Raw genomic sequence first — 23946 nt, forward strand, 5'->3', positions numbered from 1 at the left:
GTCCCCCCATGACCACCACCCTCCCCACCCGCGAAGCCACCCCCGCGCCCGTCGCCCCCGCCCCGACTCCCGCGCGCCACCGGGCCGACCCGTTCGCGGTGGTCCGCCACACCCTCACGCTCACCTGGCGAAACCTGGTACGACTCAAGCATCAACCCGAACAACTGATCGACCTGACACTCCAACCGGTGATCTTCACCGTCATGTTCGTCTACCTGTTCGGCGGCGCGATCGAAGGCAGCACGCACGAGTACCTGCAGTTCGCGCTGCCGGGCATCCTCGTGCAGACCGTCGTGTTCGCGTCGCTCGGCACCGGTGTCGGGCTGTGCGAGGACATCTCCAAGGGCGTGTTCGACCGCTTCCGGTCGCTGCCGATCTCCCGGTGGGCACCCCTCGCCGGCGCCGTCGTCGGCGACCTGTGCCGGTACATCGTGGCGATCGCCGTCGTGTTCGGCTTCGGCTCCGCGATCGGCTTCCGCGTGCAGACCGGCCCGATGGAGACGGCCGCCGCGATCGGGCTCGTGCTGGTGTTCTCGTTCGCGATGTCCTGGATCTTCGCGCTGCTCGGCGTCGTCATGCGCAACCCTCGCAGCGTCCAGGGCACCGCGATGCTCGTCGGCTTCCCGCTGACCTTCGGCGCGAACATCTTCGCCAAGACCGAGACGATGCCGGGCTGGCTCCAGGCCTGGGTCAAGCTCAACCCGGTCACCCACCTGACCACCGCGATCCGCAACCTGCTCGTGGACGGCGGCCCGGTCGCGAGCCACGCGCTGATCACCCTCGGCTGGTCGGCCGGCCTGTTCCTGGTCTTCGCCCCGCTCACGGTCCGCGCCTACCGCAACAAGTCCTGACCGGACGCCCCTCCCATGCCCCGCTCCCGGCGGAGAACCCGCACCAACGGAATCACCGGACCCGCACAACCCCCGCGACGGCGGCCCGAGACGACCTCGGCCCGCCGTCGCGGCGTCGGCGCTCAACTGCGCCGCATCAGCTCTTCCGCCTCGGCCGGCGGCAGCGCCGCCCCGCGGGCGAACTCCCGGTCGAACACCTCCGGCGCCAGCGCCGCGCGCACGTCGCCGGTGATGCGCACGACGTCGGGATGCCCCAAATCGGTGTGCCCGCGCAGGGTGACGGCCGCACCGAGGAGCAACGCCGCGCGCTCCGAGTCGCCTTCGGTCTGTGCCCACCACGCCAGGCCCTCGGCCACCCCGGCGATGATCGGCATGTCGCGGGTGTCCAGCGCCACCACGGTCGCCCGGTCGAGCGCGTCCCGGGCTCCCGTCCGGTCGCCCTTGCTGTCGGCGATGTAGGCGATCCCGAGGAACATCCGCGCCGAGACCTGCCCGGGCCGGTTGTGGGACCGCTCCATTTCGCGCAGGGCCTTGGCGAACAGCCGTTCGGCCTCCGCGAGATCGCCCATCAGCCGGGCGATGTCGGCAGCTCCCGCGTACGCGAGCATCATCCCGCCCGCCGTCTCGCCGTCCGCCGCCACTTGCGCGGCCTCGTCGACGTCCGCCTGCGCCCCGGCCCGGTCGCCGATGATGACCCGCAGCAGGCTGCGCCGGATGAGGAGCATGGGCATGTCCTCGGGTGCGCCGAGTTCGCGGACCAGGCCGAGGCCTTCGCCGATCGCCGCGATGGCGTCGTCGAGGCGTCCGGTGTACGCGTACACCTCCGACAGTCCGGCGACCGCCGACGAATGCCCCCAGCGTTCGCCGATTTCGGCGAACTGGGCGCGGGCGGCGCGCAGCCAGCGCAGGCCGGCATCGGTCATGCCGACGTTGACGGCGAGGTGCCCCCGGATCAGGTCGTGGAAGCCGCGCGTCCACGGGTCGTTGTAGTACGCCGGGTCCGGTTCGAGTTCCTCGGCGCTGAAGGTGCCCAGGTGGTAGTCGCGCAACGCGGCGGTGAGCGCGCGCATGAGGCGGAGCGTCGGCGGCATCGCCTCGGGGTCGAAGTGGCGGACGTGCCAGCGGGCGCGCATGAGCCAGCGCAGCGACTCGGGTTCGCGGCCGCTGACGGCCAGCGTCATGCCGTAGAACCACTCGGCGTTGGCCCGGTCGGTGGTGACCTCGTCGTACGGCAGCGCCAACGCCTCGGCCATCCAGGTGCGGGCCTCGCGGTGGTAGCCGCGGATCTGCCAGTACCAGCCGAGCCGGCCGACGATCGCCAGGGCCGACGCGGTGTCGTCGCGATCGACGGCATGGCGCAGCGCGGCGGCGATGTTGTCGTGTTCGGCGCCGACCGCGGCGAGTCCGGCGAGCTGGCCGCGCCCGCGCAGCTCAGGCTCCACGGCGTCGAGCATCGCCTTGCACCAGACGAGGTGGCGGGCGCCCGTGGTCTCGGTCTCGTCGGCGCGCTCGCGGTGTTCGGCGGCGAACGCGGCGATGGTCTCCAGCATGCGGTAGCGGGGTTCGCCGGTGCCGAAGACGTCGACGAGGGACTTGTCGACGAGCCCGGTGAGCAGGTCGAGGACGTCGTCGCGGTGCACGACGTAGCCGTCGGGCAGGACTTCCTCGGCGGCGTCCAGGGTGGCGCCGCCGGCGAACACGGACAGGCGGCGCAGTACCGCGCGTTCGCGGTCGTCGAGGAGGTCCCAGCTCCATTCGACGACGGCGCGGAGCGTCTGGTGGCGCGGCATCGCGGTGCGGTTCCCGCCGGTCAGCAGCCGGAAGCGGTCGTCGAGGCGGGTGGCGATCTGCTGCGGGGAGAGCGCGCGGGTGCGGGCGGCGGCGAGTTCGATCGCGAGGGGCATGCCGTCGAGGCGGCGGCAGATCTCCACGACGGCGGCGAGGTTCGCGTCGTCGACGGCGAGGCCGGGGCGGACGGCGGAGGCACGGTCGGCGAACAGGCGCACGGCCGGGTAGCGCATCGCTTCGTCGGCACCGGCGTTGCTCGGCGGCAGCGCCAACGGGCCGAGCGGGTAGAGGGTTTCGCCCAGGACGCCGAGTGGTTCCCGGGTCGAGGTGAGGATATGCAGGGAGGGGACTTCGCCGAGCAGCAGATCGGCGATCTCCGCGGTGGCGCCGACGAGGTGCTCGCAGTTGTCCAGGATCAGCAACGCCGGGCGCCGGGAGAGGGTTTCGACCACTTGGGAGAGTGCGTCGCGGCCGCGCGTCGTCTTGCCGGTGGTGGTCTCCAGCAGGTCGCCGAGGATCCCGACGTCGCGCCGCCCGAGCGCGGAGACGATCGCATGCGGGATGTCGAGCGGGTCGTGCACGGACGCGAGTTCCACGAACCACACGCCGCCGGGGTAGTCGGGCAGCCGCTCGCGCCCGGTCTCCACGGTGATCCGCGTCTTCCCCGCGCCCCCGGGCCCGACGACCGACACCAACCGCGACTCGGCCAGCAACCCGGCCAGCTTCGCCCGCTCGTCCACCCGCCCGACGAAGCTGGTGAGCCGGAGCGTGAGGTTGGTGGACCGGGTGGTGGAGCCGCGGTCCGCGACGGGGTCGCGTGTGGGGGCGGCCGGCGGCGCGGGGGCTGCGGGTGCGCCGGGTTCGGGCACCGGCGGTTCGGCCGCGGCCGTCGGCTGCGGTTCGGCCGCCTCGGCAGCACCCTCGCCCGTGTCGCCACCCGGCACCGCGGCCGTCTCGTCGCCCGGCGGCACCGATATCGCCACCACCGTCCGCTCGCCTCGCAGTACCGCCAAGTGCACCGCGTCCAGTTCCGGCGACGGGTCGATGCCCAGTTCCTCCGCGAGGCGGTCGCGCAAGGCCTGGTAGGCGGAGAGCGCGTCGGCGCGGCGGCCGACCGTGTCGAGAGCCGCGACCAGCTGTCCGTGCAGGCGTTCGCGGAGCGGGTGTTCGGCGGCCAGTTGTTCGAGTTCGGCGACGGCTTCGTGGGCGCGGCCGAGCCGGAGCCGGGCGTCGATGCGGTCCTCGACCGCGGTCAGCCGCATTTCCTCGAGGCGGGCCGCGGGACCGACCGCCCACGCGGCGCCCGCCGCGTCGGCGAGCGCGGGCCCGCGCCACAGCGCGAGTGCGGCGGTGAGGTGCCGGTCGGCGGCGACGAGGTCCCCGGCGGCCAGAAACGTACGTCCGTCGGCGGCGGACCGTTCGAAACGGTGCACGTCGACGGCGTCCGGTTCGACGGCCAGCGTGTAACCGGCGGGGCCCGAGCGGATCCGGTGGGTGCCGAGCATGCGCCGCAGCCGGGACACGAGCGACTGCAGCGCGTTCGCCGCGCCGCCGGGCTCGTCCGCGTCCCAGACCGCGTGGACGAGCCGGTCGGCCGGGACCGGCCGGCCGGCGTCGAGGGCGAGGCGGGTCAGCAGCACGCGCAGGCGTGCGCCGGAGACCGCGAGGGGCCCCCCTTCGTCGTCCCGCACCTGAAGCGGGCCCAGCACCGAGACATGCACACCCCCACTCTTCCAGGTGGCCCACTCTTCCCGGTGAAAAAAGGGGGCCGGGGCGGCGCGGCGCGGGCCCGCCGCGTCGCCCCGGACTCGGGACCGGGGTGCCACGGACGCGCTTCAGGCCGGAACGATCATCGTGAGAATTCACCCGCACGGGTAATTCAGATCACCCTTTGTGGTGAATTCCCGGGGTGATTTGCCTCAGTGTCCGGGGGCCCGCGGGGCGAGGGCGCCGAGGAATTCGGTCCATGCCGCGGGGTCGACGGCGAGGATCGGGCCGCGGACCTTCTTCGAATCACGGATGGCGACGAAGGCGCCGTCGGGGCGGGCCTCCACGCAGTTGTTCGCGCCGCCGCTGAAGCTGCTGCGGCGCCAGCCCGACCCGGGGTGAACTGCGGCGACGGAGGCCGCGGCCGGGTCGGCCGAAGGAACGGAAAGTGCGGGATCGTGCTGTGCGTTGCTCAAGACAATTCCTTTGCAGCGTGCTCGATCATGGACGATGAGTCCCCGTACGAGAGCGCGGAAGCGCGGATGTCCTCGAACATCCGGTGATAGACGCGGACGTGTTCGGGTTCCTCGAGATAGAGGCTACTCGTGCGCGTGTCGACAACCACCACGTCCAGATCGGAAAGTGCGGGGAAATCGATGACGGCGAACGCCCCTTCGATGGCGGGGTGTGCGCCGCACGCGAACGGCAGGACTTGGATGCGGATGTTCGGCCGCGTCGCGGCCTCGGCCAGGTACAGGAGTTGGGCGCGCATGCTCTCGCGCCCGCCGACGTGCTGGCGCAGCACGGCCTCGCCGAGGACGAGGGTGAGCTGGAACGCCGGTTCGCCGTCCGGCCCGGTCCGGTCGAGGATCGACTGGCGGGCGGCGCGCACCCGCACGAGCGTGTCGACCTCGTCGGGCGCCAGGTCGTCGCGGACCGACGAGATGACCGCGCGGGCGTAGTCGGGGGTCTGCAACAGGCCGGGGACGAGCGACAGTTCGAAACCGCGCATGCCCGAAGCATCGGCTTCGAGGCTGAGCAGCTCGGTGTACGACGGCGGCAGCACCGACGAGTAACTGCGCCACCACCCGCGCTTTTTGGCCTCGCGGGAGAGGGTGAGCAGCGACTCGCGCTCGGCGTCGTCGTCGACGGCGTACAGGTCGAGGAGGATCCGCAGATCCACCGGCCGTACGCCGCTGCGGCCGAGTTCGATGCGGCTGACTTTGGAGTCGGAGCACTCCAGGCGGGCCGCGACGTGTTCGAGGCTGAGGCCTCGGGCTTCGCGCAGGCGCCGGAGTTCGGTGCCGAGCCGACGCTGGCGGACGGTGGGGTTGGGGGCTAAGGCCACGATGCACCTCCAGGGCGTTGTGCGTACGTGCCGGGTCGTGCCTATGTGCCGGTTGGTTTTCCGCGGGCCCGGCGGGCTCCGCGCCCGCGTTCCGGCGCGGGCCGGCCGCGTTGCGCGGCAACGTGGGCGGGGGGACAGTGTGCACCACGATGGGCGGCTTCGTGGCCAGTACGAACAATCACCCGACAATCCAAAGATGGGAGTTGCAGGGTTGGTGGTCGCACGGCACGCTGAATGTCCGATCTGACCCACCGTCGTCTCAGGGTCACTCTCGGTCGCCCCGACGGCTTCATGCCCGGCCTTGAGGACCCCCGATCCCACGCACGCCATGCGTGTCCCCACGGAGGAAGACCATGCCGGTGATGGCGGAAGACGTCCGTCACTATTGCGTCCAGCTCGCCGCCTCGGACCGAGGGGTGAGCCGCAGCCGCCGCGCCGCGGAACACACCTTGCGCACCTGGGGACTTGGCGAACTCGGCGATGTCGCAAGCCTCTTATTGAGCGAGTTGCTCACCAACGTGCTGGTCCACGTGGGACCGGGAGCGTGGCATTCGCTGACGCTCCGGCACGACGGCGCGCGCCTGCGCGTGGAGGTGCGGGACGCCAGTCCGCGCCTGCCGGCCGCACGCGGCGGCGGCCTGGACGACGAGTTCGGCCGCGGGCTGGCACTCGTCGAGTGCCTCGCCGCGGCGTGGGGAGCCGAGGAAACCTCGAGCGGCAAGGTCGTGTGGTTCACCCTGGAGAGCGACGCCCCGTTCCACTCTCAGGAGTGAATCGCGGCCCCGCGCCGCTTCGCCTCCCCGCGGTGTCAGCTCCCCCGCGGCAGGCACTCTTCGGCGAACGCCATCACCCGGAGGTGGTAGGCGCGGGCCGCGTAATGCAGGCTCAGGTTGTGCCCGACGCCGGGCTGGGTGTGGAGTTCCACGCGCGGCGCCTGGCCGAGCAGCCGCCCGGCTTCGTCGAGGACGGCGGGGCCGGCCTGGTTGGAGCTTTCGAACTCGGCGACCGTCCAGTGCACCGGCACCCGGACCTTGCCGAGGACGCCCGGCAAGGTCAGCGGGTTGTCGCGGGCGTCGACGAACTCGGCGGTCGGGACGGGCGCCCCGATGCGGCCGTCGCGGCTGAGCAGCCCGGGGTCGTACGACCCGGGCGGCCCGAAGAACGTCTCCGGCCCGGTCCCGGGTGCGCGCATCGGCGGCACGAATTCCCGGTCGGTCGGCACCAGCGCCATCGCCTCGGCTTTCGCGGGGCTGTACCGCAGCGGGACGCCGCCGACGGCCATGCCGAGCAGGTCGCGCCCGGCGTCCGCGGCGCCCATCCGCAGCGCGAGGATCCCGCCCATGGAGTGCGCGGCCAGGAAGACCCCGGCGCCGTAGGCCGCGCCGAGGTGGGCGGGCAGCACGTCCAGGAGCCCGAAGAGCAGGTCGGCTTGGCCGTCCAGGTTCACGCGGGCGCGGGCGTCGCGGGCGGATTCGCCGTAGCCGGGGCGGTCGACGGCCAGCACGGTCCAGCCGAGCGAGGCGCCGAGCAGCGGCAGCGACGCGTCCGGCGCGTTGTCCCGGTGCCAGTACGCGGCGCGCGACCCGCCGCCGTGCAAGGCGAGCACGGTGCCGCGCGCGGCACCGCCGTCCGGGCGCGCGAGCAGCCCCGACAAGTGCACCCCGGCGACTTCGAAACGCACCGTCTCGACGTGGCTCACGCGTGTGACCTCCGATGATTCCTTCCTCGTCGATCACACCACATCACCCGCCGGGACCTCACCCGGGGCTCCCGGTTCCGGCCCGCCGACCTGCCGATTTCCCCTGTTCGGCCCGCGCCGGTCACGCCGCGCGGTTCAGGCCGTGCCGTTCGAGCCGTGCTGTTCGGGTCGCGCTGTTCGGGTCGCGCTGTGCGGGTCGCGCTGCTCGGTTCAGCTCGCGTCGGCGAGCGCCTTGTCCCACACCTCGTGCCAGTGCGCCACCGCCGACTCGCCCATCCCGACGACCATGGTGTCCAGGCCGGCGGAGAATCCGCGCTGGCAGGCTTCCGCGCCCGGGAAGTCCTCGTTGACCAGCACGCCCTTGTTGGTCTCGTGGTTGATGCGGGCCGTCGCGATGCTCCGCTCGTCGAGCGGCTCCCAGGTGCCCTCGGTCATGTGGATCACCGACTCGCCGGGCACCTGCCCCGGGTAGACGCGCAGCATCGTGGTGCTCAGCGGGCTCTCGATCAGCACGGTCGACGGGCTGACGGTCTGCACGTTGACCATCGGCAGCCGGGCCGGCCACTGCTCCTCGGGCACCACGGCGAGGCCTTCGAAGCCGCCCGCGATGGGCACCGCGAAGCGGGTGTGCGGGCCGAACGTGTCGACGATGCCGTGGTTGAGCACGAGGCCGTTGATGGTCGCCTTGTGCAGGAAGGGGATGTGGTAGCCCTCGAGGTTGATGTCGACGGTCAGCTTCCAGTTGGCGCGCAGCCGGAAGGTCTCACTGACGACGGCGCGCGTCCGGTCGTAGGGGAAGCCGGCGAAGGCGTCCTCGACGTCGGCCAGTGCGCCCTCGACCTCGACGTCCGGCCGCAGGCCGACCACGATCAGGCCCGCGGACACCGCCACCGGCAGCCGCTTGAGGCCGAACTCGGCCGGGTCGATGCCCGGGAACTGCTGCCGCGCGGGCAGCCCGACGAGCGCGCCGCGGCCGTCGAACTGCCAGCCGTGGTAGCTGCACAGGAAGCGGCGGGCGGTGCCGCAGCCGGTGCCCGAGGTGCCTTCGCGGTCGGCGGACTCGTCGGCGACCGGCTTGCCGCGGTGCGTGCAGGCGTTGAGGAACGCGTGCAGTTCCCCGCCCTCGTCGCGGGTCACCAGGACCGGCACACCGTCGATGTCGCGGGCCAGGAAGTCGCCGGGCTCGGCGACCTCGCCCGCCCAGCCCACCACCTGCGGCGTGCGGCGGAACAGGACCTCGCGCTCGCGGGCCAGGCGCTCCGGGTCGGTGAACACCGACGCGTCCACGCGCAGCGGGGCCTCGCCGAGATCGAGGGTGCGTGCTTCCAAGTGCCCGATGATGCGGCGCGCGGTGGCGACGACGTCGGCGTGCTTCATGGCGGACCCCCTGGGTGGGCGTGGTTCGACCGGTCCGGTCGCCCCGGCGCTGAATAATGAGACCTCATTATGTGGAGGGGTTGCTGACCGAGTCAACGAGCTTCCCGGCCGGCCGCTCCGCGCGGCCGCGCCCGGCCGCCCCCGGCCGCGCCGCGGGGCTCGCCGCCGCTACCGCCCGACCGGTGCCAGCGTCGCCGCCAGGAACATGTCCACGAGGTTCCCCACGAACAGCTCCGGCGCGATCTGGGTGGGCTTGCCCTCGTGCTCCAGCAGCCTGGCCCGGTCGGCCAGCGCGTGCAGCACCATCGAGCCGCCGACCCGCATCCGCTCCGGACGCAGCACCGCGGGGACGCCGCGGCCGTGCTTCCAGATCCGCGCGTACGCCTCGTCGGCCGCCGTCGCGTCGAGCAGCTCGCGGACCTCCGGCGCGCTGCGCGACGGATCCGCCATCAGCTCGGCCACGATGCGCAGGAACGCGCGGCCGCGCCAGTCCTCCTCCAGGAACCCGGCGAGCGGCAGCACGAACGCCTCGGCCGCGCGCCGCACCTTCTCCGGATGGGCGTCGGCGACCCCCAGCAGCTCGTCGCGGCGCTCCCGCAACTGCGCGAGATGGCGTTCCAGCAGCGCCCGCAGCAGCCCCTCCCGGGACCGGAAGTGGTACTGGAGTGCCGACGCGTTGCGCTGCCCCGCGGCCGTGTTGATCTCGTTGAGCGACACCGCGGCGATACCGCGCTCGGCGAACAGCCGCGCGGCACTGTCGAGCAGCTCGCGCCGCGTCGCTTCCGGATTGCGTCCCACGAGCATTGAAACTAACGGACGCCCTTCTTAATGTGCACTCATCAATTGCGGCTGCTTCCCCGCAGCGCATCCCTCGCACGCTTGTCCATCGCACGGCCCCCTCCCGCAGGAGGGCCCTGCGGGAGAGGACCCCACCTCATGGGCACCCCGCTGTTCGCCATATCCGCCGACTCGCACGTGACCGAGCCGGGCGACTGCTACGTCGACCGCATCGACCCGCGCTTCCGCGACCGCGCCCCCGTCGCCGCGACCGACCCGCGCATGGGCGCCGTCATGGAGATCGACAACGGCCGCAACCGCATCCCCTACGGGATGGTCGCCGCCGCCGGACGCCCGCCCGAGACCGTCGGCCCGTTCGAGTTCACCGACTGGGAGCAGCTCCACCCCGGCGGCTGGGACCCGGCCGCGCGCCTCGCCGAGCAGGACCGCGACGGCGTCGCCGCGGAGGTGATCTACCCGTCCGTCGGCATGCTGCTGTGCAACCACCCCGACGCGGACTACAAGAAGGCCTGCTTCGACGCCTACAACCTGTGGATGGCCGAGGCGTTCTGCGCCCACGCGCCGGACCGGCTCATCGGCGTGGGCCAGACCGCGCTGCGCAGCGTCGCCGAAGGTGTCGAGGACTTCCGGCGCATCAAGGAACTCGGGCTGCGCGGCGTCATGATGCCCGGGCACGCCGCCGCGGAAAGCGAGATCGGCGACTACGACAACCCGGCGTGGGACCCGCTGTGGCGCGCCGCGGCCGAACTCGGGCTGCCCGTCGCGTTCCATATCCTCACGTCCGGCAACGACCAGATCGGCGGAGCGCAGTACCGCGGTCCGAAGATGAACAGCTTCCTGGGCATCATGCGCGGCTGCCAGGACGTCATCGGCACGATGGTGTTCGGCGGCGTCTTCGACCGCGTGCCGGACCTCAAGGTCGTGTGCGTGGAAGCGGACGCGGGCTGGATGCCGCACTGGATGTACCGCGCGGACCACGCCGTCAAGTACCACCACAACTGGCTCGGCGACCGGGAACTCGCGCGCCTCCCCAGCGAATACGTGCGCGACCACATCCACCTCACGTTCCAGGACGACGCCGTCGCGTTCCGCGTCGCCGACCTCATGGACCACCGGCGCCTGATGTGGGCCAGCGACCACCCGCACTCCGACTCGACGTTCCCGCATTCGCAGGACGTCCTCGCGGAGCACACCGCGCACCTGGGCGACGACGTCCGCGACGCCATCCTGTGGCGCAACTGCGCCGACCTGTACGGGCTCTCGCTCGACGGACGGCAGGCACCGCAAGCACAGCAAGCACAGCAAGGAAGGGGCACCGACGCATGACCGCAGACCTGGTGATCACCGGCGGAACCGTGGTGGACGGCACCGGCGCCGCGCCCTACGCGGCGGACGTCGCCGTCACCGGCGGCCGCATCACCGCGATCGGCACCGGCCTGACCGGCCGCCGCACCCTCGACGCGACCGGCCACGTCGTCGCACCGGGCTTCATCGACATCCACACGCACTACGACGCGCAGGTTTTCTGGGACCCGGCCCTCACTCCGTCCTGCTTCCACGGCGTCACCACCGTCGTCGCCGGCAACTGCGGCTTCTCCATCGCCCCGACGCGCCCCGAACACCACGACGTGATCGCGCGCACGCTGGAGAACGTCGAGGACATGGACGTCGCCACACTCGCCGCCGGAATCCCGTGGGACTTCGTCGACTTCGGCGAGTACCTGGACTCCGTGGAACGCCGTGGCGTGGGCCTCAACTACACGGCCTACATCGGCCACACCGCCCTGCGGCTGTACGTCATGGGCATGGACGCCTACGAACGCGCCGCCGACGAGGCGGAGATCACCCGCATGTCCGAGGTGCTGCGCGCCGCCCTGCGGGCAGGCGCGGCGGGATTCGCGACCAGCTTCGCCCCCACCCACCGCGGCATCGACGGCAAGCCGGTGCCGAGCCGCCTCGCGGACCGTGCCGAGATCGACGCGCTGCTCGCCGTCGTCCGCGAAGAGCGGCGCGGGATCGTGGAGTTCACGCCCGGCGAACAGCTCGGGGTGCCGGATCTGTACGACATCCAGCCCGGTGTCGGAGTGCCGTTCACGTACACGGCCTTGATGACCACGCCGGCCGGCTCCCACAACCGGCTCGTCGCGCTGAACCGCGCCGGGTGGGAGAAGGGCGCGCAGGTGTGGCCGCAAGTCAGCCCGCGGCCGCTGACGTTCTCCTTCAGCCTCGTGGAGCCGTTCACCCTCAACTCCAACCCGGCCTTCGGCGAACTGATGGCCGGCGGCGTCGCGGAACGCCGATCCGCTTACGCCGACCCGGAGTTCCGCAAGCGCGCCCGCGCGGCGTGGGAGAAGGAGGGCGCGTTCCTGGTGCCGCGCTGGGGCACCTACCTCGTCGACGAGGCCCCCGCCAACCCGGACCTGGTCGGACGGCACCTCGACGCGATCGCCGCCGAGCGCGGCGGCGACCCGTTCGACGTCCTCCTCGACTTGGCCCTGCAGGAGCCGGACTTGGGCCTGCGCATGCGCTGCATCCTGGCCAACGACGACGTCGACGCCCTGCTCGGCATCCTCACCGAGGAGCACTGCACCCTCGGCCTGTCCGACGCGGGCGCCCACGTCGGCCAGCTGTGCGACGCCCCGCAGGCCACCGACTTCCTCGGCAAGTGGGTCCGCGAACGGTCGCTGATGCCCATCGAAACGGCCGTACGCAAACTCACCGGCGTGCAGGCCGACCTCCTCGGCCTGACCGACCGCGGCTACCTGCGCCCCGACTGCTGGGCCGACATCGTCGTCTTCGACCCGGCCACCGTCGCGCCGGGCCCGGTCCGCCGCGTCCGCGACTTCCCCGCCGACGGCGAACGCCTCACCGCCGACCAGCCCACCGGAATCCGCCACGTCATCGTCAACGGCACCCCGATCCAGGTCGACGGGGCCCGCGAGGACGAGGCGGGCCTCCCGGGCCAGGTGGTCCGGGTGCCGGTGCGGGGGTGAGGCCACGTGCCACGGGGCACCGCCGACGGAATCAGTCGGCGGTGCCCGGTGGCGCGATCCACCGCATCGGCTGATCGGTGATGGCGGCGATCATGTCGTAGTCGCCGTCGTAATGGAGCACCGTCACGCCGTGACGCTCGGCAGTCGCGGCAATCAGCAGATCCGGCAGGGACAACGCCCGATGCAGGCCCTTCGCAATGGCGAAATGCTGGACTTCGATGGCTCGATCCCAGACCTCGTCCGGCATGGGGAGGTGGTCGAAGCCACGCAACCACTCGCGCATGCGCAGCGCCTCGCCGACGTTCCGCGCCGAGTACATGACTTCCATCTCGACCGGGCCGCACAAGGCCAGCACGCCACGCTCGCTCAACTCGTCCAGCAGCACCCTCGCTTGAGGTTTCGCCCTGCGCTGCAGCGCCGACGTGTCGAGTAAGTAGCGGTCGGTCATGCGGCACCCGTGCCGGCGCTGCGGGCGTCGTGGGCGAGATCGATCTCGCCGCTGTCGATTGCGGCGAAGAACTCGTCGCGCAACCGCTTCTTCACGGCTTCCTCCATGGCGGCACGCACCGCAGCCGCCTTGGTCTTCGTGCCGTACAGACGCATGGCCGCGGCCACGATCTCGTCGTCGAGGTCTATCACTGTGCGGGACATGGCACCCTCCTTCGTCTCTCCAAATGATATCGACTGATCCGGACGTTCCGATATCAGTCGAAGGAGGCGGTATGCTGTCCCTGCTCGCGAACTGTGCAGTTCGCATGGAGGGCGCCCTTTGGCCGGGGCGCCCTCCGTCTTTTTGCGGGTGTTTCTTGCGGCCGGCTGCGTCAGGTGAGCAGGGACCAGGCGTCGGCGACGATGCGGTCGAGGTCGGGGTGCTCGGGCTTCCAGCCGAGGAGGGTGCGGGCGCGGTCCGCGGAGGCGACCAGGACGGCGGGGTCACCGGCGCGGCGGGGGGCGTCGACGGCGGGGATCGGGTGGCCGGTGACGCGGCGGCAGGCCTCGATCACTTCGCGTACCGAGAAGCCGATGCCGTTGCCCAGGTTGCAGATCTCGTGGACGCCGGGGGTGGCGGCGTCCAGGGCGAGCAGGTGGGCGCGCGCGAGGTCGGCGATGTGGATGTAGTCGCGGATGCAGGTGCCGTCGGGGGTCGGCCAGTCGGTGCCGTAGACGGACACGTGGTCGCGCTTGCCCTGGGCGACCTGGAGGACGAGCGGGACCAGGTGCGTCTCGACGGTGTGCCGTTCGCCGAGGCCGGCGTGGGCGCCCGCGACGTTGAAGTAGCGCAGCGACACCGCGGCGAGGCCGTAGGCCTGCGCGTAGGAGCCGATCATGTGGTCCACGGCCAGCTTGGACGCGCCGTACGGGTTCGTCGGCCGGGTCTCCGCCGTCTCCGCGATCGGCACCTCGACGGGGTCGCCGTAGGTCGCGGCCGTCGAGGAGAACACGAAACGCGGCACGTTGTGCGCGCGGACGGCGTCCAGCAGGGCGAGGGAGCCCGCCACGTTGTTGCCCCAGTACTTGGCCGGCGCATCGACGGACTCGCCGACGAGGGACTTCGCCGCGAAGTGCAGCACGCCGTCGTACGCCGCCGTGGCCAGCACCGGCCCGGCCTCCGTGATGTTCGCCTCGACGAACGCCGCCCCGGCCGGCACCGCGTCGCGGTGGCCGGTGGACAGGTCGTCGAGGACCGTCACGTCATGCCCGGCGTCGAGGAGCATCGCCGTCGTCACCGAGCCGATGTATCCGGCGCCACCGGTCACGAGGAGTCGCATCAGTTTGTTCCCTTTCGTCGACCCGGCTCGAGGACAGTAAATCGTGCCGGGAGGAGGTGAGAGAACCGTGAGGACGGTCGCGGTGCAGTGCGGCAACGTGATGGTCAGACCGGTAAGGCCCCCGTTTCGTCCACCGCGACCGGGGCTGTGGATAACGAAATTGTCTCCGCGGGCCGCGGCAGGCGAGGATTGTTGTCAGGGGGACCCCCCTCGGCCGGTGTGATCATCGCACCGACAAACGCGGTCGTTTCGGTGTCGACCACCCCCGCCATCAACCGCTCCGCCGTCAACGCGTCCCCCGCCACCACCGTCGTCAGCCGTCCCCCGCCCGCCAACGCGCACACCGCGCGTCCCGGCACGCTCGGCAGCCGCGGCGCGAGGTCGGGGACGTCCGGGTACCGCAGTTCGGTCCCGACCACCGTGCCGCCGCACGTCCCGGCAGGCCCGCGCCACCCGGGCTTGGCCCCCGGCCCGTACGCCGCCTGCTGGCGCAGCAGCACCCGGCCCTCGGCGCTCACGTCCCACCGCGACACGGCATCGCCGCACGGTTCGAATGCCCTACCGAGCACCAGCGTTTCGCGCATCAGCAGCCGGGTCGCCCGCCCCAGCGTGACCCGCACCGCGGACTCGTAGCGCGCCCCCGCGGCCACCACCACCGGCTCCGGCAGCCACGCCAGTTCGCCGCCGTCCTCGACGTCGATCTCCACCCGCTGCCGGGCGGCCGCGCCGGTGCCCGGCAGGACGACGGACGCCGCGGCGGTGCGCACCGTCAGCCGGGCCCCGGCCCCGACCTCGATGCGCACCGCCAGCTCGTCACCGCCGAGCGGCCCCGCCGCCCCGCCGACGAACACGACCTCCGCGCCGGAACCCGGCACCGCCGCGACCCGGGGCAGCAACGGCGCCCGCCCCTGCAGCACCACGATCCGGCTCCCCGCACCCCGATCGCTCGGCGCCGTTTCCGCCCGTACGACGGCGACAGCTTCCACGCGTCACCCGGCCGATCGCGCGGACTCGACCGGGTCCGCCACCACCGGCACCGCCACTCCCGACTGCCACGCCGCCAACTGCGCCCGCACCCACGCCACCACCGGGGCCGCCCCGTCCGCGCCGCCGCGCAGCGACAGGAACACCACCGGTGTCCCGGGCCGCATGCGCTCCGCGTCGCGGGCCATCACGCCCAGGTCCGCGCCGACCATCGGCGCCAGGTCCGTCTTGTTGATCACGAGCAGGTCGGAGCGCATCACCCCGGGCCCGCCCTTGCGCGGCACCTTGTCGCCGCCGGATACGTCGATGACGAAGAGCTGCACGTCGGCGAGGCCGCGGCTGAACGTCATGGTCAGGTTGTCGCCGCCGGACTCGACGAGCAGCAACTCCACGTCGCTGTGCGCCGCTTCGAGGTCTTCGACGGCGTCGAGGTTGCCGCTGATGTCGTCGCGTACCGCGGTGTGCGGGCAGCAGCCGGTCCGCACCGCGGCGATCCGGTCCGCCGCGAGGACGCCGGCCGCCCGCAGGAAGTCGGCGTCCTCGGTGGTGTAGATGTCGTTGGTCACGACCGCCAGCGACACGTCCCCGGCCAACGCCCGGCACAGCGCCGCCACCAGCGCGGTCTTGCCGGACCCGACCGGCCCTCCGATCCCGATCCGCAGCGCCCGCGATCCGGGGGCGTCGGGCGCGGGGCCGTGTGCGCGGCCCCCGTTGCCGGGGTTGTGTTCGACGTGGGCCATGACGGCGCCTCCTGGAAGGGCAATAGGGCTCGGTCCGAGGTGGGATAACCAGCGGACGTCCCTCAGCCGACCGCCTCACGACGCAAAGTGCACGACCTCCTCGCGCTCGTGCAGCTCCGCGCTCACGTCGAGGCCGGGCGTCGACCAGGCGGGCAGCCGGTCCCAGTCGCGGTCGGCCATCACCGTCCGCGCCGCCGCGACCGCTTCCGCCGCGACCTGGTCGCAGTGCCCGGTCATTTCGGCGAGGACGACGGTGACCGCGATCGGGTCGAACGACAGGAGCTTCACCGCGGCCGAGGCCGGGCCGTTGACGGTGTGCGTCGCCGCGAGGACGGCCGCGCCGTGGGCGTCGAGCCGGGCCCGGGTCGCCGCCGCGCCGAGCACCACCGCGTGGTGCGGGGAGACGCCGAGCGCCGTCCACGGGTCCTCCGGCCACGCGGCGCGCGCGATGCGGCGCAGCGCGCGGCCTTGCGCGCGGGAGGAGGCGCGGGCCGGGGCGGACGGGGTGCGGGCGTCGAGTTCCGCGTCGAGTTCGGTCCACGGCGCGTCGGCCGGCACCGCGTACGGTCCGGCGGCGAGGGCCGCGCAGGCGGCGAACGCGGCCTGCACCGTGCCCGCGCCGTAGAGGCGGCCGAGGAGGAAGTCGGTGAGTGTGTCGAGGTCGTGGACGGCGCCGCGGGCCACCGCGTTTTCCAGTCCGCCGGAGTGGGCGTGTCCGCCCGCGGGGAGTCGTGAGTCGCCGAGGAGAAGGAGTCCCGCCCCCATGATGTACCACCCCAAATTTCAAGTACCGTTCGAAGCCGTCGATTCCGGTCCTGGCCGGTCACCGCTGCCGATTGGCTGCATGCGTGTCGCGGCCCCTTGCGGGCCCGCCCTGCACGGTCAGGCTACCTGTCGTTTGTTAACGGAAGGCAGCCGGGTCAGAACAGGAAGTAACGCTGCGCCATCGGCAAAGCGGCAGCGGGCTCCGATTCCACCTTCTCGCCGTCGATGCGCACGGCGAACGTCCCGGGGTCGACCTCGATGCGCGGGGTCGCGTCGTTGAGCGGCATGGCGCTCTTGCCGCGGGCGCGCACGTCGGCGACCGGAACGAGTCTGCGGCGTACCGCGAGGCGGTCCGCGAGGCCGGCGTCGAGCGCCGCCGGCGCGACGAAATGCACGCTCGTGGCACGGGCGTTCGCGGCGCCGAACATCGGCCGCGGCAGCACCGGCTGCGGGGTGGGGATGGACGCGTTGGCGTCCCCCATCGCGGCGTGCGCGATCGCCCCGCCCTTGAGCACGAGGTGCGGGCGCACACCGAAGAACGCGGGCTCCCACAGCACCAGATCGGCGAGCTTGCCGACCGCGACCGACCCGATCTCGTCGTCGAGGCCGTGCGCGACGGCCGGGCAGATCGTGTACTTCGCGATGTACCGGCGTGCCCGGAGGTTGTCGGATGCACCGTCACCGGGGAGCGCGCCGCGCCGCACCTTGTTGACGTGCGCGGTCTGCCACGTCCGCAGCACGGTCTCGCCGACCCGGCCCATGGCCTGGCTGTCCGATCCGATCATCGAGATCGCGCCGAGGTCGTGCAGCACGTCCTCGGCGGCGATCGTCGACGGCCGGATCCGGGATTCCGCGAAGGCCAGATCCTCCGGCACCGACGGGTTGAGGTGGTGGCACACCATCAGCATGTCGAGGTGTTCCTCGACCGTGTTGACGGTGTGCGGCCGGGTCGGATTCGTGGACGACGGAAGGATGTTCGGCAGCGCCGCGACGGTGATGATGTCCGGCGCGTGCCCGCCGCCCGCGCCTTCCGTGTGGTAGGCGTGGATCGTCCGGTCGCCGATCGCCGCCAACGTGCCTTCGACGAAGCCGGTTTCGTTGAGCGTGTCGCTGTGCAGCGCGACCTGCACGCCCGACGCTTCGGCGACGCGGAGGCTGGCGTCGATCACCGCGGGGGTCGAACCCCAGTCCTCGTGCACCTTGAACCCGGCCGCGCCGGAGCGCAGTTGCTCCCACAGTGCGGCGTCCGAGACCGTATTGCCCTTGCCGAGGAGCACGAAGTTGATCGGGACGTCGTCCAGTGCTTCGAGCATCCGGGCGAGATGCCACGCGCCGGGCGTGACCGTCGTCGCCTTGCTGCCTTCCGCGGGTCCGGTGCCGCCGCCGATCATCGTGGTCACGCCCGCACCGAGCGCCTCGGCGAACTGCTGCGGGCAGATGAGGTGGACGTGGCAGTCGACGGCGCCCGCGGTGAGGATCCGCCCATTGCCGGAGATCACCTCGGTGGACGGGCCGATCACCAGGTCGGGGTGCACGCCGTCCATGGTGTCCGGGTTCCCGGCCTTGCCGATGCCGCAGATCCTGCCGTCGCGGATGCCGACGTCGGCCTTGACCACACCCCAGTGGTCGAGGATGACGGCGCCGGTGACCACCGTGTCCGGTGCGCCGTCCGCACGGGTCACGGCGGATTGGCCCATCGACTCGCGGATCACCTTGCCGCCGCCGAAGATGGCCTCGTCGCCGCCCGCACCGCGCGGACGGCACAGGTCTTCGGTCACTTCGACGATCAGGTCGGTGTCGGCGAGCCTGATGCGGTCGCCGGTGGTCGGGCCGTAGAGCAGCGCGTAGCGGTGCCGGTCGATGGCGCTCATGCGACCGCCCCGTCGGCGGGATCGGCTTCCGTCGGCGGTGCCGGTGGCACCGCGTCGAGGGTGCCCCCGCGGCCGTCCTTCAGCCCGGGGACGACGCGGGCACCGGCGATCGGCACCAGCTGCACCTCGCGGACGACGCCCGGCTCGAACCGGACGGCCGTGCCCGCGGGGACGTGCAGCCGCCGCCCCCACGCCGCCGCCCGGTCGAAGTCGAGCGCGTCGTTGGCCGCCGGGAAGTGCAGATGCGAACCGATCTGCACCGGCCGGTCCCCCGTGTTGAGGACCCGCAGCGCGGTGACCGGGCGGCCCGGGTTGAGGGGCACCGGCCCGTCGCCGAGCAGGACTTCGCCGGGCACCACGGGCCCGGGCGACGCGGGAGGGCGGACCCGGCCGCGAGGCCGGGTGGTTGCCGGTCCGGAGCCGGGTCCGACGCCGTTGGCGGACCCGGAACCGTTCGGGGACGCGCCGCCGCGGCCGGCGGTCACGGGATCGGGTGGTGCACCGTCACCAGCTTGGTGCCGTCCGGGAACGTCGCCTCCACCTGCACCTCCCCGAGCATCTCGGGGACGCCGTCCATGACGTCGTCCCGGCCGAGCACGTGCCGGCCGGCCTCCTGGAGATCCGCCACACCGCGCCCGTCGCGGGCCCCCTCGAGGAGGAACGACGACAGGACGGCGACCGACTCCGGATAGTTGAGCCGCAGGCCGCGGGCTCGGCGCCGACGCGCCAGGTCGGCCGCGTACGAGAGCATCAGCCGCTCTTGTTCGTGCGGTGTCAGCAGCACGCGCGGGTCCCCCGTTCTTCCGATCGACCGGTGCCTCCTGGCTTGCCCACGAGAATCCCCGGCCCGTGTTTCCCTCCGGTGCGGCCGTTGTTACCGACAGGTATCCAACTGCTCACGCTCCCGGTCGGGTTCGCATACGTCCCAGTCTGTCCGGACTGCGGTGCCGGGCGCGGCGGACGCGCCCGGCACGAACGGGTGATCACGATCGGGTGAGGTACGGCTTTCCGCCTGCCGCTGTCGCCGGTGTCGCGGCGTCAGAACCCTTCGCCCGGCGGCGCCTCGGTCACATCCGCCGGCGCGAATCCGAACACTTGCCCGTAGAACCACAGTTCCGCTTCACGCGCGCGGATGATGTTCTCCGCCTTCCGGAACCCGTGCTGCTCGCCCTCGAAGGCCAGGTACACGTACGGCAGACCCTTGTCGCGCACCGCGCCCACGATCATCTCGGCCTGCGACGGCGGCACGACCTCGTCTTCGAGGCCCTGGAACACCGCGAGCGGGCAGTCGATGCCGTCGACGTGGTTGATCGGCGAACGCTCCGCGTACACCCCGGCCTTGTCCGGGTACGGCCCGACCAGCCCGTCCAGGTACCGCGATTCGAACTTGTGTGTGTCCCGGGCGAGTGCCGCCAGGTCCGCGACGCCGAAATGGCTCGCGCCCGCCTGAAATGTGTCGCCGAACGCCAGCGCGGCCAACGTGGTGAACCCGCCCGCGGAACCGCCGCGGATCGCCAGCTTGCCCGGGTCGACCACCCCCGTGTCGGCGAGGTGGCGCGCCGCCGCCTGGCAGTCCTCGACGTCGACGACGCCCCAGGCACCGTCCAGAAGTTCCCGGTAAGGGCGGCCATAGCCGGTGCTGCCGCCGTAGTTGACGTCGACGAACGCGAACCCGCGGGTCGTCCAGTACTGGATGTTCAGCGTCAGCATCGCCCGCGTCATCGACGTCGGCCCGCCGTGGATCGACACGATCAGCGGAGGCAGCGTCCCTTCGGGCGCCTGAACCTCCGCATGCCGGGGCCGGTACAAGATCGCGTAGGCCGTGCGCCCGCCCGCGGACGGGAACGCGATCGGCTCGGGCACCGCCACCCACTCCGGCCCGATCACCGGTTCCTGCGCCGGGCGCAGGCGTTCCAGGAGGGCGTGTGCGCCGTCGACGTCCTGGCCGCCGGCGAGCGGCTGCGTGTCGTCGATCTCCGCGGCCACGCCGCCGGCTTCCGCCGCGGGCTGCGGCAGCGACACCCCGAGCGGTTCGGCGGGCTCGGCGGGGCCGGCGCCGACGAGCACCACGTCCGGGCCGCCCGCCGGGCCCGCGACGACCTCGGCCATCCAGGTCAGCCCGGTGACCAAAGCCTGCGGGGCGAGTTCCGGACGGGCCGGGTCGGCGACGGCCAGATCGCACAGGCCGTCGCGGACCAGCCGGCACGCGATCCGGCCGTCCGGCAGGAACGCGAACACCCGCATGCCGAGCGACCACTGCGGACCGCCGATCTCCGCGTCGACCGGCGCTACGACCTCGACCTGCCCGCCCGCGCCCACCCGGTGCAGGTTCCACCACCCGCCGCGGCGGTCCGATGCGAACCACAGCGCGCCGTCCGGCCCCCACGTCGGCTGGACGACCGACTCGCCGGGACCGCCCGCGACGACCTCGCCTTCGCCGAGCGCCGGGCCGCCTCCGGGGGCGGTGCCGACGGGGGCGACGACGAGTTCGGTGGCGTCCCACGGCATGTCCGGGTGGTTCCACTGCGTCCAGGCGAGCGCCGAACCGTCGGGGGCGACCTGCGGCGACGACACGAAGTCCGGCCCGGTCACCAGCACCCGGACCCCGCCCGGGTCCGCCGCCGCGGACCCGTCCAGCGGGAACGCGACGATCTCGTTGACCGCCTCGCCGTGCGCGGCGACGGTGTCGGGCGCGTGGCTCTCCCGGACCGCGACCACCCATGCCCGGTCGCCCCACACGCCCGCGGGCACGATCTCGGCGGCGCCGTAGCGGAACCCGTGCGGGACGGGCGGCTCCGGGGTGACCGGCACCGCGGCGTCGGCCGCGACACCCGGGTCGAGGCGGTAGACGCGCTGGTCGGACCAGTTCGCGTAGACCAGGACGCCGCCCCGCACGTTCCAGGCGTCGCCGCCGTACTCGTGCACCCGGGTACGCGCCGACACCCCGTCGGCCAGCATGTCGGTACGCGTGCCGTCCGGCGTTCGGCGCACGATCTGCTCACGCCCGCCCTCGGACGGACGCGCCTCGGACCACCACACGTCGGCGCCGTCCACGCGCACTTCGAGCGGCACCGCGACGCCGGCGACCAGCGACTCCGCGGTGACCGGTGACGGCCAGGAGCCGTACGGGAGTTCGGTGTGTGTCGTCATGGGGTGATTCTGTCGCGTCCCGGGGCGGAGAGGTGAAACGTGGGGCGGACGACACGGCGGGGTGGGGATGAGGAGGGTGGGTTGGGTTGGGTTGGGTTGGGGTGGCGGGGCGGGGACGCGAGTTGGTTGGTCCGGGCGGACCGGCCTGGCGGTTGGGCAGGGCGGGACGGGCGTGTGACGTCGGTCGGCGCGGCCGGGTCTGGACGGTGCGTCGGCGCCTGTCGGCAGGGCAGCTCGGCTCCCGCGCGGGCCGCACGCGTCGGCGGGGCGAGTTGGCTGGTCGGCGCGGGCAGGCCGGGCAGGCCGGGCAGGCCGGCAAGGGAGGACGGGGCCTGTGGCGTCAGTCGGCGCGGCCGGGGCGGCGCGGGGCTGGTCGGCGACGACGGTCTCGGGGCGGGCATCTCCAGTCAGCGGGGCGGCGAGGCGAGTTGGTTGGTCGACGCGCACGCGCCAGGCTGGTCGCCAAGACAAGACAGGGCCCGTGGGGTCAGCAGGCGCGGCCGGGTCGGGGCAGGTCGGCGACGCAAGTCGGCTGGGCGCGGGCAGCTCTGGTCGGCGGGGCGGCGTATCGACTGGTCGCGCACAGGCCTGGCTGGTCGCCAAGGCAAAGGGCGTGCGGGGTCAGTCGGCACGGCCTGGGCAAGTCGGCGGGTCGGGGCCGGCAGGTGAGGCTGGTCGGCTCGGGCGCAGGTAGCACGGGTCGGCGTCGGTGGCGGCGGGCCGCCTTCGGAACTCCCCGGTCGCGGAGCTGCCCGCCGTTGCCGTGGCCGAGGGGTCGTGTGGTCGCGTCGGCCCGGCTCGGCCCGGCTACGTCCGGCTCGACGCGCCCCCACCCCGACTTGACCCGACCCGGCCCGGCTTGGCGCGGCTCGACTCGGACCGGACCGGCCCGGCAGCGTCGAGCACCGTCCCGCCGCCAGAAAGAAAACCCGCTCGCACCTGCCCGCCCCCGCGGCGGACAATGGGGGAATGCCGACAGATCTCGATATCCGCGGCTCGGTGGTGCCCGCGGCCGAGCTGTCCTGGCGTTTCTCGCGCTCCTCCGGGCCCGGCGGGCAATCCGTCAACACGACGGACAGCCGCGCCGAAGTGTCCTTCGACCTGGCCGCGACCACCTCGCTGCCGGAGTTGCTGAAGACGCGGGCACTGCACAACCTCGCCGACCGGCTCGTCGACGGCGTCCTGACCGTCGCCGCGTCCGAACAGCGCTCCCAGCTGATGAACCGGCAGGCCGCCCAACGCCGCCTCGCCGAACTCCTCGTCGCCGCCACCGCACCGCCCCCGCCGCCCCGCCGCCCGACCCGCCCCAGCCGCCGCGCGAAAGAACGCCGGCTGACGGAGAAACACCAACGCTCCGAGGTCAAACGGCTACGAAAGTCCCCCAACGACTGACGCTGCTCGGCCGGGAGCCGACAAGGTCCGGTGGCCGCGCCGCGGCCGCCCCATCGACGGGCCACGCCGACGGCCCGCACCCCATGCCAGGCCTCCACCGGTAGCCCCGTCGCGCGGCCCCCGCACCCGCCCGACGCGCCCGCCCACGACACCAGCCCCGGGACCCGCATGAGCCAGTACTACGACCTCGGCGACCGGACCCTCTGGAATCCGTCCACCGGTGCGTCGCGGCTGTTCCTGCGCGAAGTAGCGGTCTTCGAAGCGGAACTCGGCGTCCCGTCCGGCCTCGGTCCGATGGAGAACGACGCGTGCGAAGTCGACCCGGCCGCGCTCGGCGTCTTCGTCGACGCGCTGGTGGACCGGCATCGGCGGATCAGGCACGCGGTCGTTCATGCGCTGTCCGAAGGCTTCGCCGCCATGATGCTGGTCCTCGCGGAGCGTGCGGGTGTCGGAGTGCGGTGGGAGTCGGCCGAGTCGGACCCGGCCGCGGCAGCTCACGATGTGCAGGCCGGCCCCGCGGTCGGCTGTCTCTCCCAGGTCGCGGCCGATCGCGCGCTGCGCCGCAAAGCTCAAGAGCTGTCCCGATTCATGGCGGTCTGATAGGCCGTAACCCGGGCGGATTGCGTCAAAGTCGGCCGGGAAAGCGCCGTCGGATGTCATTCGCAATCAGCCGCGGAGAACCGCACGTACCGCATCGCGGGGCGCCCCACACTG

The 23946-nt window shown here is 72.7% G+C and carries 22 protein-coding genes; 6 read left to right on the forward strand and 16 right to left on the reverse strand.

What is annotated here, in order from left to right:
• Positions 1 to 8 precede the first annotated feature (8 nt).
• Complete coding sequence (locus ABEA93_RS21895; protein WP_345677370.1) at positions 9 to 851, forward strand: ABC transporter permease; 843 nt, start codon at positions 9 to 11, stop codon at positions 849 to 851.
• 122 nt (positions 852 to 973) lie between these two features.
• Here the strand turns inward: ABEA93_RS21895 and ABEA93_RS21900 are convergent, their stop codons facing one another.
• The 3 genes from ABEA93_RS21900 to ABEA93_RS21910 form a co-directional block, all read right to left on the reverse strand.
• Positions 974 to 4360, reverse strand: a complete 3387-nt coding sequence (locus tag ABEA93_RS21900) for an AfsR/SARP family transcriptional regulator (protein ID WP_345677371.1) — start codon at positions 4358 to 4360, stop codon at positions 974 to 976.
• Positions 4361 to 4558: 198 nt separating this feature from the next.
• Complete coding sequence (locus ABEA93_RS21905) at positions 4559 to 4822, reverse strand: DUF397 domain-containing protein (RefSeq protein ID WP_345677372.1); 264 nt, start codon at positions 4820 to 4822, stop codon at positions 4559 to 4561.
• A complete protein-coding gene (locus ABEA93_RS21910; RefSeq protein WP_345677373.1) occupies positions 4819 to 5694 on the reverse strand; it encodes a helix-turn-helix domain-containing protein in 876 nt (291 codons plus the stop codon). The genes ABEA93_RS21905 and ABEA93_RS21910 overlap by 4 nt, the downstream gene beginning before the upstream one ends.
• A gap of 362 nt (positions 5695 to 6056) precedes the next feature.
• Between ABEA93_RS21910 and ABEA93_RS21915 the strand changes: the two genes are divergently transcribed.
• Positions 6057 to 6467, forward strand: coding sequence for an ATP-binding protein (locus tag ABEA93_RS21915; RefSeq protein WP_345677374.1), 411 nt, complete (start codon positions 6057 to 6059; stop codon positions 6465 to 6467).
• A gap of 35 nt (positions 6468 to 6502) precedes the next feature.
• Here the strand turns inward: ABEA93_RS21915 and ABEA93_RS21920 are convergent, their stop codons facing one another.
• From ABEA93_RS21920 to ABEA93_RS21930, 3 genes are all read right to left on the reverse strand, one after another.
• Positions 6503 to 7393 (reverse strand): alpha/beta fold hydrolase, encoded by an 891-nt coding sequence (locus ABEA93_RS21920; RefSeq protein ID WP_345677375.1) that lies wholly within the window; start codon positions 7391 to 7393, stop codon positions 6503 to 6505.
• Between the two features lie 210 nt (positions 7394 to 7603).
• Complete coding sequence (locus ABEA93_RS21925) at positions 7604 to 8770, reverse strand: aromatic ring-hydroxylating oxygenase subunit alpha (protein ID WP_345677376.1); 1167 nt, start codon at positions 8768 to 8770, stop codon at positions 7604 to 7606.
• Between the two features lie 168 nt (positions 8771 to 8938).
• Positions 8939 to 9568, reverse strand: coding sequence for a TetR/AcrR family transcriptional regulator (locus tag ABEA93_RS21930; RefSeq protein ID WP_345677377.1), 630 nt, complete (start codon positions 9566 to 9568; stop codon positions 8939 to 8941).
• 138 nt (positions 9569 to 9706) lie between these two features.
• On the opposite strand from ABEA93_RS21930, the gene ABEA93_RS21935 reads away from it, so the two are divergent.
• Both ABEA93_RS21935 and ABEA93_RS21940 read left to right on the forward strand, forming a co-directional pair.
• A complete protein-coding gene (locus ABEA93_RS21935; protein ID WP_345677378.1) occupies positions 9707 to 10894 on the forward strand; it encodes an amidohydrolase family protein in 1188 nt (395 codons plus the stop codon).
• Positions 10891 to 12561, forward strand: a complete 1671-nt coding sequence (locus tag ABEA93_RS21940) for an N-acyl-D-amino-acid deacylase family protein (RefSeq protein ID WP_345677379.1) — start codon at positions 10891 to 10893, stop codon at positions 12559 to 12561. The genes ABEA93_RS21935 and ABEA93_RS21940 overlap by 4 nt, the downstream gene beginning before the upstream one ends.
• 31 nt (positions 12562 to 12592) lie before the next feature.
• Here ABEA93_RS21940 and ABEA93_RS21945 read toward each other — a convergent pair whose 3' ends face one another.
• The 10 genes from ABEA93_RS21945 to ABEA93_RS21990 all read right to left on the reverse strand — a co-directional run bounded on the left by ABEA93_RS21945 (position 12593) and on the right by ABEA93_RS21990 (position 21840).
• Positions 12593 to 13009, reverse strand: a complete 417-nt coding sequence (locus ABEA93_RS21945) for a PIN domain nuclease (protein ID WP_345677380.1) — start codon at positions 13007 to 13009, stop codon at positions 12593 to 12595.
• Positions 13006 to 13212, reverse strand: a complete 207-nt coding sequence (locus tag ABEA93_RS21950; protein ID WP_345677381.1) for a type II toxin-antitoxin system VapB family antitoxin — start codon at positions 13210 to 13212, stop codon at positions 13006 to 13008. Before ABEA93_RS21950 ends, ABEA93_RS21945 begins: the two co-directional genes overlap by 4 nt.
• A 170-nt stretch (positions 13213 to 13382) precedes the next feature.
• The gene (galE, locus tag ABEA93_RS21955) at positions 13383 to 14330 is read right to left on the reverse strand and encodes a UDP-glucose 4-epimerase GalE (RefSeq protein WP_345677382.1); all 948 of its coding nucleotides are present in this window, start codon (positions 14328 to 14330) and stop codon (positions 13383 to 13385) included.
• Between the two features lie 104 nt (positions 14331 to 14434).
• A complete protein-coding gene (locus ABEA93_RS21960; RefSeq protein ID WP_345677383.1) occupies positions 14435 to 15250 on the reverse strand; it encodes an urease accessory protein UreD in 816 nt (271 codons plus the stop codon).
• 69 nt (positions 15251 to 15319) lie between these two features.
• A complete protein-coding gene (gene ureG / locus ABEA93_RS21965; protein WP_345677384.1) occupies positions 15320 to 16054 on the reverse strand; it encodes an urease accessory protein UreG in 735 nt (244 codons plus the stop codon).
• A 75-nt stretch (positions 16055 to 16129) separates the two neighbouring features.
• On the reverse strand, positions 16130 to 16819 hold the full coding sequence (locus ABEA93_RS21970) for an urease accessory protein UreF (RefSeq protein WP_425585039.1): 690 nt from the start codon (positions 16817 to 16819) through the stop codon (positions 16130 to 16132).
• Between the two features lie 155 nt (positions 16820 to 16974).
• On the reverse strand, positions 16975 to 18690 hold the full coding sequence (locus ABEA93_RS21975) for an urease subunit alpha (protein WP_345677385.1): 1716 nt from the start codon (positions 18688 to 18690) through the stop codon (positions 16975 to 16977).
• Complete coding sequence (locus tag ABEA93_RS21980) at positions 18687 to 19049, reverse strand: urease subunit beta (RefSeq protein ID WP_345677386.1); 363 nt, start codon at positions 19047 to 19049, stop codon at positions 18687 to 18689. The genes ABEA93_RS21975 and ABEA93_RS21980 overlap by 4 nt, the downstream gene beginning before the upstream one ends.
• A 122-nt stretch (positions 19050 to 19171) precedes the next feature.
• Positions 19172 to 19474, reverse strand: a complete 303-nt coding sequence (locus ABEA93_RS21985; protein WP_345677387.1) for an urease subunit gamma — start codon at positions 19472 to 19474, stop codon at positions 19172 to 19174.
• A gap of 254 nt (positions 19475 to 19728) precedes the next feature.
• Positions 19729 to 21840, reverse strand: a complete 2112-nt coding sequence (locus ABEA93_RS21990) for a S9 family peptidase (protein WP_345677388.1) — start codon at positions 21838 to 21840, stop codon at positions 19729 to 19731.
• Between the two features lie 969 nt (positions 21841 to 22809).
• On the opposite strand from ABEA93_RS21990, the gene arfB reads away from it, so the two are divergent.
• Positions 22810 to 23232: an alternative ribosome rescue aminoacyl-tRNA hydrolase ArfB gene (gene arfB, locus ABEA93_RS21995; RefSeq protein ID WP_345677389.1), complete on the forward strand. Its 423-nt coding sequence runs from the start codon at positions 22810 to 22812 to the stop codon at positions 23230 to 23232.
• Positions 23233 to 23400: 168 nt separating this feature from the next.
• A complete protein-coding gene (locus tag ABEA93_RS22000; protein WP_345677390.1) occupies positions 23401 to 23832 on the forward strand; it encodes a DUF6086 family protein in 432 nt (143 codons plus the stop codon).
• The last annotated feature ends 114 nt before the right edge of the window (positions 23833 to 23946 follow it).

Source organism: Yinghuangia aomiensis (genome assembly GCF_039542225.1).
In the GTDB taxonomy this organism is placed as follows: Bacteria; Actinomycetota; Actinomycetes; order Streptomycetales; family Streptomycetaceae; genus Yinghuangia; species Yinghuangia aomiensis.